Source organism: Pseudomonas sp. AFG_SD02_1510_Pfu_092 (assembly GCF_003331055.1).
Lineage (GTDB): Bacteria > Pseudomonadota > Gammaproteobacteria > Pseudomonadales > Pseudomonadaceae > Aquipseudomonas.
Map to the genome: position 1 here is coordinate 33766 of NZ_PUQD01000001.1, position 13471 is coordinate 47236.

11 protein-coding genes are annotated in these 13471 nt (G+C 57.6%); 3 read left to right on the forward strand and 8 right to left on the reverse strand.

Going from position 1 to position 13471, the window contains the following annotated elements:
- Nucleotides 1-83 precede the first annotated feature (83 nt).
- Nucleotides 84-974 (forward strand): GTP cyclohydrolase FolE2, encoded by an 891-nt coding sequence (folE2, locus tag C6A77_RS00165; protein ID WP_114167549.1) that lies wholly within the window; start codon nt 84-86, stop codon nt 972-974.
- A gap of 7 nt (nt 975-981) precedes the next feature.
- On the opposite strand, the gene C6A77_RS00170 is transcribed toward folE2, so the two are convergent.
- Nucleotides 982-1509: a DUF3617 domain-containing protein gene (locus C6A77_RS00170; RefSeq protein WP_114167550.1), complete on the reverse strand. Its 528-nt coding sequence runs from the start codon at nt 1507-1509 to the stop codon at nt 982-984.
- A gap of 131 nt (nt 1510-1640) precedes the next feature.
- Here C6A77_RS00170 and cls point away from each other — a divergent pair, with 131 nt between their 5' ends.
- Nucleotides 1641-3080, forward strand: coding sequence for a cardiolipin synthase (cls, locus tag C6A77_RS00175; protein ID WP_114167551.1), 1440 nt, complete (start codon nt 1641-1643; stop codon nt 3078-3080).
- Between the two features lie 46 nt (nt 3081-3126).
- Here the strand turns inward: cls and cfaB are convergent, their stop codons facing one another.
- Complete coding sequence (gene cfaB / locus C6A77_RS00180) at nt 3127-4311, reverse strand: C17 cyclopropane fatty acid synthase CfaB (protein ID WP_114167552.1); 1185 nt, start codon at nt 4309-4311, stop codon at nt 3127-3129.
- Nucleotides 4312-4518: 207 nt separating this feature from the next.
- Between cfaB and lpdA the strand changes: the two genes are divergently transcribed.
- Nucleotides 4519-5919, forward strand: a complete 1401-nt coding sequence (lpdA, locus tag C6A77_RS00185) for a dihydrolipoyl dehydrogenase (protein ID WP_114167553.1) — start codon at nt 4519-4521, stop codon at nt 5917-5919.
- 110 nt (nt 5920-6029) lie between these two features.
- Here the strand turns inward: lpdA and leuD are convergent, their stop codons facing one another.
- The 6 genes from leuD to C6A77_RS00215 all read right to left on the reverse strand — a co-directional run bounded on the left by leuD (nt 6030) and on the right by C6A77_RS00215 (nt 12883).
- Entirely contained in the window at nt 6030-6674 is a 645-nt protein-coding gene (gene leuD / locus C6A77_RS00190) for a 3-isopropylmalate dehydratase small subunit (RefSeq protein ID WP_114167554.1), read from the reverse strand.
- 7 nt (nt 6675-6681) lie between these two features.
- Nucleotides 6682-8085 (reverse strand): 3-isopropylmalate dehydratase large subunit, encoded by a 1404-nt coding sequence (leuC, locus tag C6A77_RS00195; protein WP_114167555.1) that lies wholly within the window; start codon nt 8083-8085, stop codon nt 6682-6684.
- Between the two features lie 243 nt (nt 8086-8328).
- Nucleotides 8329-9660 carry an MFS transporter gene (locus tag C6A77_RS00200; protein WP_114167556.1) on the reverse strand — a complete coding sequence of 444 codons (1332 nt, stop codon included), beginning with the start codon at nt 9658-9660 and terminating at the stop codon, nt 8329-8331.
- An 85-nt stretch (nt 9661-9745) separates the two neighbouring features.
- The gene (locus C6A77_RS00205) at nt 9746-10681 is read right to left on the reverse strand and encodes a hydroxymethylglutaryl-CoA lyase (protein ID WP_114167557.1); all 936 of its coding nucleotides are present in this window, start codon (nt 10679-10681) and stop codon (nt 9746-9748) included.
- Complete coding sequence (locus tag C6A77_RS00210) at nt 10678-11868, reverse strand: CaiB/BaiF CoA-transferase family protein (RefSeq protein ID WP_114167558.1); 1191 nt, start codon at nt 11866-11868, stop codon at nt 10678-10680. The genes C6A77_RS00205 and C6A77_RS00210 overlap by 4 nt, the downstream gene beginning before the upstream one ends.
- Before the next feature lie 109 nt (nt 11869-11977).
- Entirely contained in the window at nt 11978-12883 is a 906-nt protein-coding gene (locus C6A77_RS00215; protein ID WP_114167559.1) for a LysR family transcriptional regulator, read from the reverse strand.
- Nucleotides 12884-13471: the final 588 nt, after the last annotated feature.

Consider the following 13471-nt stretch of genomic DNA (forward strand, 5'->3'; position numbering starts at 1 on the left):
CATTGCATAATGTTATAAAGTAACAATACAATTTCGCCAAGCCGTTCCGTGGCCGCTGATCCACCTTTCATTCGGAATGACCGATGACCCAGCTCCAGCTCCCCGACATTGCTGCACAAACTCAGCAATACGCCTCGCCTTTGCAATGGGTAGGTATGTGCGGGATTGCCCTGTCTGTGCAGTTTGATGGGCGCACCGCAGCAGCCACTGTCGACGCGGGCGTCAGCCTGGTAGATGGCAGCGCACGGGGCATCCATATGTCGCGGCTATATCTCGCGCTGTCGTCACTGGAGCGTCAGCACTTGACGCCGCTCGCCATCCGTCAGCTGCTGGCTGCGTTTCTCAGTAGTCATGAAGGCCTTTCTTCTGCCGCCTATCTGCGCCTGCGCTTCGAGCACCTGCTAAAAAGGCCTGCCTTGGTAAGCCCGTTGGAAGGCTGGAAAAGTTATGCGGTAACGATCGACGCGAAAATCGAAAATGAAATGTTCCACGTGGAACTATCGGTTTCCGTGCCCTACTCCTCGACATGCCCATGTTCGGCTGCCCTTGCGCGGCAGTTGATTCAGCAGCAATTTCAAACGCAGTTCAACGCTCAACAGGTCGACAAAGCTGCAGTGCTGCAATGGCTGGGCAGCGCCGAAGGCATCGTAGCGACGCCACATAGCCAACGCAGTAGCGCACAGGTACAAGTAAGGTTGCGCAACGATACGCAGTCGTTGCCGGTCACCGAATTGATCGACCGGATAGAAGCCAGCCTGGGCACAGCGGTGCAGACCGCAGTAAAGCGCGCAGACGAACAAGCTTTTGCTCTGGCCAACGGACAGAACCTGATGTTCTGCGAAGACGCCGCTCGACGCCTGTATGAGACGCTACGGCAAATTGCGTGGAGCACTGCCTTCAAGCTGCGCGTGGAACATGCAGAAAGCCTGCATGCCCACGACGCTGTCGCCACCAGTCAGTGGCAATGGCAATAGCACCAGATCAGCTGCGCGGCTTGACCGAACCGCAGTCATTACCCAACCACACGGCCCGGGTGTTCATGCTGCCTTGCTGCTGTACACCCGAGGCGTTGAACGTGCCGTTAACCTGCGTGGTGAATTCGCGATCACTAAGGAACGTCGCCTGGCCGCTGCCTTGTGCTTTGGGGCAGCTGAACTGAAACTTCCAGACATTACCGGTGCGCTCGGTGATCTTCTGGGTGCAACCTGACTTCGGGTCCTGCAGCGGGATATCGTTGGTTGCCACTTGCTCCGGCGTCAGGCACGAGCGCACGCCCTTGCCTCCAACCGTTACGCCTTGTTTGGCCAGCACGCCTTCCATCATCGCGCGCTGCTCCGGCGGCAGGTTCTTCAGCTGGCCGAGCATGAACTCCATGTCGGGTAATGGTTTGCCATCGACCTGCATGTTGCTGGTGGTCAACTCCCACAAGCCGGGTTGCAGCATCTGAGCCTGCACCAATGGGCTGCTCGCGCCGAGGGCCAAAGCCAACAGTGGCAGACGAATCTTCATGGACGAACGCTCCTGGAAAAAGCCGGCCAAGCGGGCCGGGCTGAGCCTTAGACGCTAAATCCACCTGCGGGTTGCAAGGCGGACCGGGAACGTGTTCTGTTACCCAAGTGTACTCGGCAAGCAGGATGCATATGGATTACCACAGCCCCTACTTCTTCGGTTACCTACTCGGCCTGATTCATCTGCTGGGTATCGTCGCCGCGCTGCACGCACTGCTCACCGTGCGCACCGCCCAAGGTTCGATCGCCTGGGCCATGCCATTGTTCTTCATTCCCTACTTCACCTTGATCCCCTATCTGGTCTTCGGGGCTCGCTCGTTCTATGCCTACATCAAGGCCCGGCGCCAGGCGAACCAGGAAATGCACGTGGCCATGGCCAACCTCAACTGGCGCCCTTGGGTAGAAGAAGCCCTCACTGCCCGCGAATCAGAAAGTTACGCAGCGTTGCGCGCCATGCCCAAGCTCGGGCGCATGCCCTGCCTGGCTAACAACCAGGTGAAGTTGTTGATCGATGGCAAGGCGACATTCGATGCCATCTTCGCCGCCATCGAAAGCGCCCGCGATGTGGTACTGGTGCAGTTCTTCATCATTCATGACGACAGCCTTGGCAAAAGCCTGCAACAGCTACTGCTGCGCAAGGCCGCCGAAGGGGTGCGGGTGTTCGTGCTGTACGACCGCGTCGGTAGCCATGCCCTGCCGGCCAGCTACAGCCAGGCGTTACGCGACGGCGCTGTACAGATACATGCCTTTGCTACCCGTCGCGGCTGGTTCAACCGCTTCCAGGTTAACTTCCGCAACCACCGCAAGATCGTGGTGGTGGATGGCCTGCTCGGGTTCATCGGCGGGCACAACGTGGGCGATGAGTACCTCGGTGGTCACCCGCGGCTCTCACCCTGGCGCGATACCCATGTGCAAATCAGCGGCCCGGTACTGGCCTGCTTGCAGGAGTCGTTCGCCGAGGACTGGTATTGGGCCACGCGTCAGCTACCGCCACTGATCCTGCCAGATACCTACCCAGACAACGGTGTACTGTGCCAAGCCCTGGCCAGCGGCCCAGCCGACCCGCAGGAAACCTGCGCGTTGTTCTTCCTTGAGGCGATCCATTCGGCCACCCGGCGCGTGTGGATAACCAGCCCGTACTTCATTCCCGACGAAGCGGTGTTCGCCGCGTTGCGTCTGGCAGTACTGCGTGGCGTCGATGTGCGGGTGCTGATCCCGTCACGCCCGGACCACCGCATCGTCTATGCCGCCTCGAGTCTGTTTGCCTTCGAAGCGGTACGCGCCGGGGTGCGTATGTTCCGTTACCAGCCAGGCTTCTTGCATCAGAAGGTGGTGCTGGTGGACGACGAAGTCAGCGCGATCGGCAGCGCCAACCTGGACAACCGTTCGTTCCGCCTGAACTTCGAGATCACCCTGCTGACCGTCGATCGCGGCTTCGCTGACCAGGTCGAGCACATGCTGATCGCTGACTTTGAGCAAGCGCAGGAAATTACTGCAGAGGACAGCCGCGATACCCACCGGCTGCAACAACTGGCGATGCGCATTGCGCGGCTGATTTCGCCGATTCTCTGAAACACGTGCCCCTCGCCGGGTCTCGCGGCAAGGGGCTTTTAGCAACTCAGCGATACAGGTCTTCGCGGGTCCAGGGCAGGTCATGGTGCCCATCGGCGTAAGGCTTCACCGCCAGAATCTGGTGCAGGTTGATCCAGCCTTTCTGGAAGGCATAAGCACAGCCGGCCAGGTACAGGCGCCAAATGCGCAAGGTCTTTTCCGGCACCAGTGCGGCCGCCTTGTGCAGCTGGTTTTCCAGATTCTCGCTCCAGTGATGCAAGGTCTTGGCGTAGTGCAAACGCAGGCTTTCCACATCCACCACCTCAAGCCCTGCTTCACAGATACTGGCACTGATCATCGACAGGTGTGGCAGCTCGCCATGGGGGAACACGTAGCGGTCGATGAACTCACCAGCGCCACGCCCGACCGGGCGGCCGTCAACGTGCTTGGCGGTAATGCCGTGGTTCATCACCAGGCCGCCTTCTTTCACTGCCCCGAACAGCTTCTGGCAATACAGCGCCAGGTTGGCATGGCCGACATGCTCGAACATGCCAACGCTGACGACCTTGTCGAAGCGGCCGTCCTGGGGCAGGTCGCGATAATCGAGAATCTGCAGGTCGACCTTGTCGGCCAGGCCTTCCGCCTTGACGCGCTCGCGGCCGAGCTTGAGCTGTTCCTTGCTCAAGGTGATACCGAAGACCTTGGCGCCATATTCACGTGCAGCGAAACGCGCCAGCCCACCCCAGCCGCAGCCAACGTCGAGCAGGTAGTCACCGGCGTCCAGGCGCAGCTTGCGGCACAGGTGGTCGAACTTGTCCTGCTGTGCCTGATCGAGGGTGTTGTCCGGCTCGCGGAAGTAGGCGCACGAGTAGACCATGTCCTGATCCAGCCACAGCTGGTAGAACGTGTTGGAAACATCGTAGTGGTAGGAAATGGCTTCGGCGTCGGTGCTCTTGTCATGGGCAAGCCGCTGCGGCAGCGTGTCTTGCTCATCGGCCAGCAGCGCTTCGCTCAACTCATCGCACACGCGGATGGCTTCACCGATATCGCCTTCCAGCTCCAGCTTGCCTTCGACGAACGCCGTGCCCAGCTGGTCCATGCTCGGGTGGCTCAACTGGCTGATCAGCTGCGGCTCCTTGACCAGGATGGTGACCTGCGGACTAGGGCCAAGATCGAAGTGGTTGCCGTCCCACAGTTTCAGCCGCAATGGCAGGTGCAAGCTCTGCAATGCCGGTGGAAGTTGCGCAAGCATGAACGACCCTCCTGTCCGTATTTGGCCACGACGTCTGATATTACGAACGTCGCCGGAACAGAGTAGTTCATTCGTGGGATGTTTCCTCTAAACGCGACCATGGTCTAGAACCAACTGATCTTATCCGCCCAGCAGATTGTATACAATCTTCGCATCTCAGCTTAACCTTGTGCCCCTCTCGCACTTCTTCATCCTGGAGTTGAACCCATGAAATCCTATGACGTGGTGATCATCGGCGGTGGCCCTGGCGGCTACAACGCTGCCATCCGTGCCGGCCAGCTGGGCCTGAGCGTAGCCTGCGTGGAAGGCCGCTCGACCTTGGGCGGCACTTGCCTGAATGTCGGCTGCATGCCATCCAAAGCGCTGCTGCATGCTTCCGAACTGTACGAAGCCGCCAGCGGTGACGAGTTCGCCCACCTCGGTATCGAAGTGAAACCCACCCTCAACCTCGCCCAGATGATGAAACAGAAGGACGAGAGCGTGACCGGCCTGACCAAGGGCATCGAATACCTGTTCCGCAAGAACAAGGTCGACTGGGTAAAGGGCTGGGGGCGCCTGGATGGCGTCGGCAAGGTCGTGGTCAAGGCTGAGGATGGCAGCGAGACCGCACTCCAGGCCAAGGATATCGTCATTGCCACCGGCTCCGAGCCCACGCCCCTGCCGGGCGTGACCATCGACAACCAGCGCATCATCGACTCGACCGGCGCGCTGTCGCTGCCGCAGGTGCCTAAGCACCTGGTGGTCATCGGCGCCGGCGTGATCGGCCTCGAGCTGGGTTCGGTATGGCGTCGCCTGGGCAGCCAGGTGACGGTCATCGAATACCTCGACCGCATCTGCCCGGGCACCGACGAAGAAACCGCCAAGACCCTGCAAAAGGCTTTGGCCAAGCAAGGCATGGCATTCAAGCTGGGCAGCAAGGTGACCCAGGCCAGCGCCAGCGCCGAGGGCGTCAGCCTGACCCTGGAGCCAGCCGCCGGCGGCACCGCCGAAACGCTACAAGCCGACTATGTACTGGTCGCCATCGGCCGCCGCCCCTATACCAAAGGGCTGAACCTGGAAAGCGTGGGCCTGGAAACCGACAAGCGCGGCATGCTCGGCAACGACCACCACCGCACCTCCGTGCCAGGTATCTGGGTGATCGGCGATGTAACCTCCGGCCCGATGTTGGCGCACAAAGCTGAAGATGAAGCCGTGGCCTGCATCGAACGCATCGCCGGCAAGCCCCACGAGGTCAACTACAACCTGATCCCGGGCGTCATCTACACCCGCCCGGAGCTGGCCACCGTGGGCAAGACCGAAGAGCAGCTCAAGGCCGAAGGGCGAGCCTATAAAGTCGGCAAGTTCCCCTTCACCGCCAACAGCCGCGCCAAGATCAACCACGAGACCGAAGGCTTCGCCAAGGTCATCGCCGATGCCGAAACCGATGAAGTGCTGGGTGTGCACCTGGTCGGCCCGAGCGTCAGCGAGATGATTGGTGAGTTCTGCGTAGCCATGGAATTCTCGGCCTCGGCGGAAGACATCGCCCTCACCTGCCACCCCCACCCGACCCGCTCCGAGGCCTTGCGCCAGGCAGCGATGAACGTGGACGGGATGGCGATGCAGATCTGATGTGAAACAGCGCGGGGCCGGGTTGCAGCCCTTCGCGTGTCGGAAATGATGCCGCGACGACCTACCACAAGACAGCAATGAGCTTCTTGCGGTAGGCGCGGATTCTGACGCTAGAATCTGTCGTAAAGCCATGGCTCCAAAGCCATTCGGGCTTTTTCGAACGCCCGAATAGCGCCTGCCTTGAGTAATGTCATGCCGACCTCGTCCAAACCATTAAGCAAGCAATGTTTACGAAACGGGTCGACATCAAACGGAATGCGGTTGCCTTGGTCGTCTACGATCTCTTGTTTCTCAAGGTCAATGCTGAGTTGAAAACCTGGCAAGCGCTCGACTGCGCCGAACAACGCTTCGACAGTATCCTCGTCGAGCGCGATCGGTAGAATTCCGTTTTTGAAGCAGTTGCCATAAAAGATTTCAGCAAAACTCGGTGCAATGATCGCCCTGATTCCCCAGTCATGCAAAGCCCAAGGCGCATGTTCACGGCTGGAGCCACAACCAAAATTACCCCGAGTCAACAAAACCCCAGCGCCTTCGAAGCGAGGCTGGTTCAGTGGAAAACTCAAGTTGAGTGGCCTTTTTGAGCAGTCCTGATAGGGTTCACCGTGGTCAAGATAACGCCACTCATCAAACAGATGCTGGCCAAAACCACTGCGCTCGATAATCATCAGAAACTGCTTTGGCAGGATCGCATCAGTGTCCACATTGGCACGATCCAACGGAACAACCTTACTTTTCAGGGAAGTGAATGGTTGCATAGCGGGCCTATACCTCTCCAATATCGACAAAGTGACCAGCGATTGCTGCAGCAGCTGCCATTGCCGGGCTGACAAGATGAGTGCGCCCACCAGGGCCCTGACGCCCTTCGAAGTTTCGATTCGAGGTCGACGCACAACGTTCGCCAGCGGTAAGCCTGTCCTCGTTCATGCCCAGGCACATGGAGCATCCGGCGTCCCGCCATTCAAAGCCGGCATCGATGAAGATGCGATCCAGTTTTTCCGACTCGGCCTGCTTTTTGATCAAGCCAGAGCCAGGAACGACTAGCGCCTGCTTGATAGTTGGAGCTACCTTTTTTCCTGCGACAACGGACGCCGCTAGACGAAGATCTTCGATCCTCGAGTTGGTACACGAGCCAATGAAGACTTTATCGAGAAAGATGTCTTTGATTGCCGTAGCCGGCGCCAAATCCATGTACTTCAAGGCGCGTTCAATACTTTGTCGTTTGACCGGATCAGGTTCATCCTGCGGGGATGGCACACATCCGTCGATGTCCACGACCATTTCCGGAGAAGTGCCCCACGTGACATGCGGTCTGATAGAACTCGCATCCATGCGGACTTCTGCGTCGAACACCGCCCCGGCATCACTGCAGAGGGTACGCCAATAGCGTTCGGCGTCATTCCACCGCTGCCCCGTCGGTGCCATCGGCTTAACTCGGATGTAAGCCGCTGTCGTATCGTCGAATGCCACCATGGCACAACGCGCGCCTGCCTCGATTGCCAGGTTGCAAAGTGTCATGCGGGCTTCCATCGTCATGCGCTCGACCGTGGAACCTGCGAACTCAATGGCATACCCCGTCGCGCCGGCGGTACCAATTCGCCCGATCAGTGCCAAGGCGAGATCCTTCGACGTTATGTAGGGATCAAGCTCGCCATCGATGGCGATACGCATGGTTTTGAGCTTTTTCATCGAAAGGCATTGGGTTGCCAGAACGTGCTCGATTTCCGACGTACCAATTCCAAAAGCGAGTGCAGCAAAGGCACCATGGGTCGTTGTGTGAGAGTCGCCGCACACGATCGACATGCCAGGAAGGGTGAGCCCTTGTTCAGGGCCTATCACATGGAGGATACCTTGACGATGATCGTCCATACCGAAAAGCGTCAGGTTGAATTCTGCGCAGTTTCGCTCGAGCGCATGGACTTGACGGCGAGCAATATCGTCCGTAATGCCTTTAGGCCGATCCTTGGTCGGAACGTTATGATCAGCAGTGGCCAACACAGAATCTACACGCCATGGACTGAGCCCATTCATTCGCAGGGCATCGAACGCCTGCGGACTGGTCACTTCATTGATCAATTGCAAATCGATGTATAGCAGAGTTTGGCCATCATCTGTTTCAAGAACCGCATGACGACGCCAGAGTTTCTCAAAGAGGGTAATCGGGTTCATTATACTTCTCTTATTTAGGGCCAGCGAACCCGGCTCCGCCTTTGACCCTGCATTGTGGGGGAGGCAAAACGGAGCCGGATACGCGGACGCTGGGAGTACCGATAGGCGCACGCGTCTACAGAGACACCGTATCCAATAAGTACTTGATGCACGTTTGACGTTACGGAACTCCGAGTTTCTAACTAAGCTTCCGCAACACTGGACTTGCAGGCCAAGCCCAGCAATCGCAACATTAAGAAATCATCACTTCTTATCCAAAGTCCTCAAGCTCTCAGGCAAGGCCCAGATCAAGAGCGCAGCTGCAATCAGACAAGTAGTCCCAATCAGATAAAGCGCCGGGGTCGTGCTGCCGGTAACGTCTTTAATAAAGCCAACCATTACAGGGCTAACAATGCCGCCTACCTGCCCCATCGTGTTGATCAGCGCAATTCCCGCAGCAGCTCCGGCGCCTGCCCCAGCAAGCAGTTTTGGTGGGAGTGACCAGAAAGTTGGAATGGAGGCGATGATGCCTGCGCCCAAAAGTGCTAGCGACAGGGTGAGATAAAGCACGTGCGCCTCAAAAATCCCCGCGCTGAAGAAGCCAATCGAGCCGATGACAACCAAGCCGCATACGAATTTTCTTCGCTCACCCGTAGCGTCAGACAAACGTCCAACCAGCACCATGCTGATAGCACCACACACGTAAGGCACAGCGGTCAGCAACCCAATGATCGTCGCACTTTCGATGCCAGCGCTACGGATGAGCTGCGGTGCCCAAAAATTCAGACCGTAAGACGCTACTTGGATCAGGAAGTAGATAAACGCCAGCATCAGGAAGCCTGGAAGGCGCAGTGCCGTCAGCAGAGACCCTTCATGCTTGTTCATTTCATGGCTGGCAATCCGGCTAGCAAGATAGGACTTCTCATCGGAACTCAACCAGTTGGCGTCACTGATGCGGTCTTTCAATGTAAACAGCACGACCAGGCCAAGTGCGATACAGGGAAGCCCACCTAACAGGAACAACCAGTGCCAGCCACGCATCTCGAAAAGCCCGTCCATATGGCCTAATACCAAGCCGGAAACCGGGGCTCCGATAAGGCCTGCAAAGGCAGACGCCAAGAACAGCATGGATGTGATACGGCCTCGATAGTGCTGGGGGAACCAAAGAGTAAGGTAATAAAGTACCCCTGGCGCAAAGCCGGCCTCCATGGCACCGATCAGGAAGCGCAAGACATAAAATTGCCACTCTGCTGTCACGAACACCATGAGTGCGGTAGCAAGGCCCCAGGACATCATGATCCGGGCGATCCACCGCCTGGCCCCGACCTTGTACAGCATCATGTTGCTCGGCACTTCGAACAGCACATAACCGACAACAAACAGGCCAGCGCCGAGTCCGTAGGCTGTATCACTGAGGCTGAGATCCGCCTGTAGTTGAAACTTCGCGAAACTGATGTTGATTCGGTCAAAAAATGCGAAGAGATAGCAAATCATAATCAGCGGCATCAGCCGCCATGCCACTTTCGATATCAGTTTCTTTTCGTCGATGGAAGTGGCGGCAATGCCGTCGCCAGGCGCGGAAACAGAAATAGACATTTAGGTTTCTCCAGGTGAGCTTTCTTGAGGGAAGCTCTAATTGTTTTTGTTTTCTGGCTTGCGACGTTGGTCGCTTTGTCAGGTATCAGCCATTGCCTAGAGGTAACGGATGAAGGTCACAATTACGGCCTGCTTTCGCCACTTGCCCCGGCATCTCATGCCCCAGCAAGGCGGGCAGCGAGCGAGACAACGTGAGCAAATGCGGAAGATTTATTCCTGTGTCGATCCCGACCTCTTCGCAAAGATTGACCAGGTCTTCCGTGCAGATGTTGCCCGAGGCACCAGGCGCGAAAGGACAGCCACCCAGCCCACCCAGCGAAGCATCGAACCGGCGGGCGCCAGCCTCGTATGCAGCCAATACATTGCTCAGACCGAGGCCTCGGGTATTGTGAAAGTGCAAGGTCAGCTGCGCGGCGGGAAGTTGGGTCAACACGCGTTTAACCAGATGGTAGACCTGGCGTGGATTCGCCATACCGGTGGTGTCCGCCAGCGTAATACCTTGCATCCCGAGCGCTTGATACGCATCAACCAAGCGCATGACGACATCTTCATCAATGCGGCCTTCGAAAGGGCAACCAAACGTCGTGGCCACAGTGCCGTTCAGGCTGACGGAGCTGCCACGGACGAGCGAAACCACCTCATCGAATGCAACGAGTGACTGCTCTCGGGTCATACGCATATTGGCTTTATTGTGGCTTTGGCTAGCTGACAACACCAGGTTCAACTCGTCAGCCTTGGACTCCAAGGCCCGCTGGGCACCTTTCAGATTCGGTACAAGCGCCACATAAACCACACCCGGCCGACGCTCAATTCCCTGAAATACTGCTTCGCCATCGCGCAGGGCAGGAATTGCCTTCGGCGATACGAACGACCCGGCCTCAATCCGACTGAAGCCGCCCAAGGACAGCTCGTTGATGAGCTTGATCTTGTCTGCCGTCTCGACCCAGACCGGTTCGATCTGCAGGCCGTCACGAGGCGACACCTCTTGGACGATGAGGCGTTGAGAGTAGTCGGTGATCATTGCACGACCCCCTCATCCTTCAGGCGTTGGATCGTTTCGTCAGGCAACCCCAAGTCACCGAGAACAGAATGCGTATGCTGACCAAGGCTTGGCCCCTGCCAATTGACACAGCCTGGCGTGTCCGACAGTTTCGGTACGATCCCCGGCATTTTCACTGTAGTTCCGTCGGGCAGCGTCGCATTCAGGATCATGTCGCGCGCCTGATAGTGCGGGTCGGCCACGATGTCTGCTACGGAGTAGATGCGCCCGGCTGGAACCTCAGCTTTTTCCAAGGCTTCAAGCACCGCATCGATCGGCAGCTTGGAACTCCACTGGGTGATTGCCTCATCCAGCAGCTCGCACTGGGCCGCTCGACCATCGTTGTGCTCAAACGCCGGGTCATTCGCCAGGTCTGGTCGACCAATCGTAATCATCAAGCGCTTGTAAATCGGATCGCTGTTACCGGCGATGACAACATACCCTTTGTCTGCCGTCGGGTAGGTGTTGGAGGGCGCGATACCTGGCAATGCACCACCGCTACGTTCACGAACATGGCCAAGCATGTCGTATTCAGGTACCAAGCTTTCCATGACGTTGAAAACGCTCTCTGCGAGCGACACATCAACTACCTGTCCGTCACCTTGACCTGTCTTGACACGCAATACGGACATAAGCGCACCAATTACGGCGTGCATGGAGGCCAGCGAGTCACCCAAGCTTACGCCGACGCGGGCTGGGGGTATGCCGGGAGTACCGGTGGTATAGCGGATACCTCCCATGGCTTCACCGATGGCACCAAAGCCGGGTCGATCTCGGTAAGGGCCCGACTGACCGTAACCTGAGATTCGCACCAACGTCAGTTTTGGATTCAACGCGTGGAGTACATCCCAGCCGAGGCCCAGTTTCTCCAGTGCACCGGGGCGCAGGTTCTCGATCAGAACATCAGCGCTTTCAACCAGCTGCTTGACGATGTCAATGCCAAACGCTGACTTCAGGTTCAATGCAATCGACTTTTTGTTCCTAGATTGCAGGTACCACCACAGCGACGTCCCTTCGTGCAGTTTTCGCCATTTACGAAGAGGGTCTCCCTGCCCCAAGGATTCGATCTTGATTACCTCGGCGCCGAATTCAGCCAGCATGCGGGCAGCAAACGGTGCAGCGATAAGCGTACCGATCTCGATCACCCGAAGTCCGTTGAGAGCAGTCATGGTGCAACCTCGTGTTTCTTGGAATTTGCACCAAGCGTATTTGAGGGCACCGCCCCGCTACCAACCGTAAATCGGCAATAGCCCTTCGCGAAACGCGAAGACCGCGCAGCTAGAGGCCCTGCAGGTGCTCGTAGAGCAAGCGGCTCACCGGCGATAGCGCGCAAGCATCCCGGATGACCAGCAACATGCTGCGCTTTGCCCATTCGTCTTCCAGCGCTGCAGACACCAAGCCCAACGGTTTGCCGATCAGCTCGAAGGCTTTGAGGGGCAGTACGCCAATCCCCAGGTCGGCCTGCACCATGCGGCACACCGCATCGAAGCCGGGGACGTGAATGCGCAGACGTAAAGGCTTGCCGCAGGCCCTGGCTGCGGCATGCGTGCGCAGGTTTATGAAGCTGTCGGCATGCAAGCCAACGTGATCGAAATCCAGGGTTTCGGCAAAGGATATCCGCCCCCTGTCAGCCAGGCTGTGCTCGGGCCGCATGACCACGACCAGATCGTCCTGACGATATTGCACAGCATGCAGGCCCTTGATTTCGGTATCGGCAGAGCAGATGCCGATGTCCGCGACCCCATCAAGAATTCCCTTCACCACCCCCGCGCTGGGGCGCTCTTCCAGGTTGATCTTGACCTGTTCGTGGCTGGCCATGAAGGCCTGGAGGTCCTCGGGGAGGAATTCGATGATGGCGGAGATATTGGCCAGCATGCGCACATAGCCGCGCACACCGTGCAGGTGTTCCCCGACATCGATGCTGATTTTTTCAATGTCGGCCAGGATCCGCTTGGCGTAGTAAAGCAACGTCTCACCCGCTGCGGTGAGCCCCATGCCTTTGGCGTTACGCTCGAACACCTCGATACCCAGCGCCTGCTCCATGTCGTTCATGCGCTTGCTCGCGGCGGACAGCGCAATCATTTCCCGCTCCGCGCCGCGCGTCAGCGTGCCCTCCTCGTGCACCGAGACGAAGAGCTGCAGGGTCATGAGGTCGATTCGACGAATGAGCTGCTTATGAAGCATTAGACCGACCTCGCGCTTGTTGGAGGGGCTGAAGATACAGGCAACCGAACGGCTATCGAATGGGTTTCAGTGTGGGTAGCAGGGGAATGTTAGCGGACGCCGATCAGCGTTGAGATTTTGAGTCGGATACGAGCACGGCTGCTTTCCTGGGCAGGGAAGCAGCCGTGACATCGTTGCCAATGTAGACCTGGTTTATCGCTGGCCGATAACCGAAGTGTTGCTTATTAATAAACTCTGTCACAAAACCTCTGGAAATTCGCGGCCTAGCGGGGAGGTTGATCCTGTGGAAGCGAAATTAAAGGTTGTCACAAAGCATCGCTTTTCAAAAAATCTCGGGGGTTTTCGTTTAATAAAGGTTGTCACAACAATAACGGTTGTCACAGCAAAGGTTCAGCCGGAGAAAAATCGCAGGGGTACGCCTCGGAAAAAACCCGAAAAAATTATGATGGTATCTTTTGTGCTTGGAACGGAGACAGTGGAGTTAGAGAATTGAACTGTGCCAGGACGGTTGCGCTAGAGAAAAACTCCCCGGGCGCGTCATTGACCAGCCAGTCGGTGGGTTGGGCGATGTCATGATGGTCCCGCCTG

Excerpts from the sequence above, each read along its gene's own strand:
- folE2 (WP_114167549.1), top strand. The coding sequence starts at position 84 with ATGACCCAGCTCCAGCTCCCCGACATTGCTGCACAAACTCAGCAATAC.
- C6A77_RS00170 (WP_114167550.1), bottom strand. The coding sequence starts at position 1,509 with ATGAAGATTCGTCTGCCACTGTTGGCTTTGGCCCTCGGCGCGAGCAGC.
- cls (WP_114167551.1), top strand. The coding sequence starts at position 1,641 with ATGGATTACCACAGCCCCTACTTCTTCGGTTACCTACTCGGCCTGATT.
- cfaB (WP_114167552.1), bottom strand. The coding sequence starts at position 4,311 with ATGCTTGCGCAACTTCCACCGGCATTGCAGAGCTTGCACCTGCCATTG.
- lpdA (WP_114167553.1), top strand. The coding sequence starts at position 4,519 with ATGAAATCCTATGACGTGGTGATCATCGGCGGTGGCCCTGGCGGCTAC.
- leuD (WP_114167554.1), bottom strand. The coding sequence starts at position 6,674 with ATGCAACCATTCACTTCCCTGAAAAGTAAGGTTGTTCCGTTGGATCGT.
- leuC (WP_114167555.1), bottom strand. The coding sequence starts at position 8,085 with ATGAACCCGATTACCCTCTTTGAGAAACTCTGGCGTCGTCATGCGGTT.
- C6A77_RS00200 (WP_114167556.1), bottom strand. The coding sequence starts at position 9,660 with ATGTCTATTTCTGTTTCCGCGCCTGGCGACGGCATTGCCGCCACTTCC.
- C6A77_RS00205 (WP_114167557.1), bottom strand. The coding sequence starts at position 10,681 with ATGATCACCGACTACTCTCAACGCCTCATCGTCCAAGAGGTGTCGCCT.
- C6A77_RS00210 (WP_114167558.1), bottom strand. The coding sequence starts at position 11,868 with ATGACTGCTCTCAACGGACTTCGGGTGATCGAGATCGGTACGCTTATC.
- C6A77_RS00215 (WP_114167559.1), bottom strand. The coding sequence starts at position 12,883 with ATGCTTCATAAGCAGCTCATTCGTCGAATCGACCTCATGACCCTGCAG.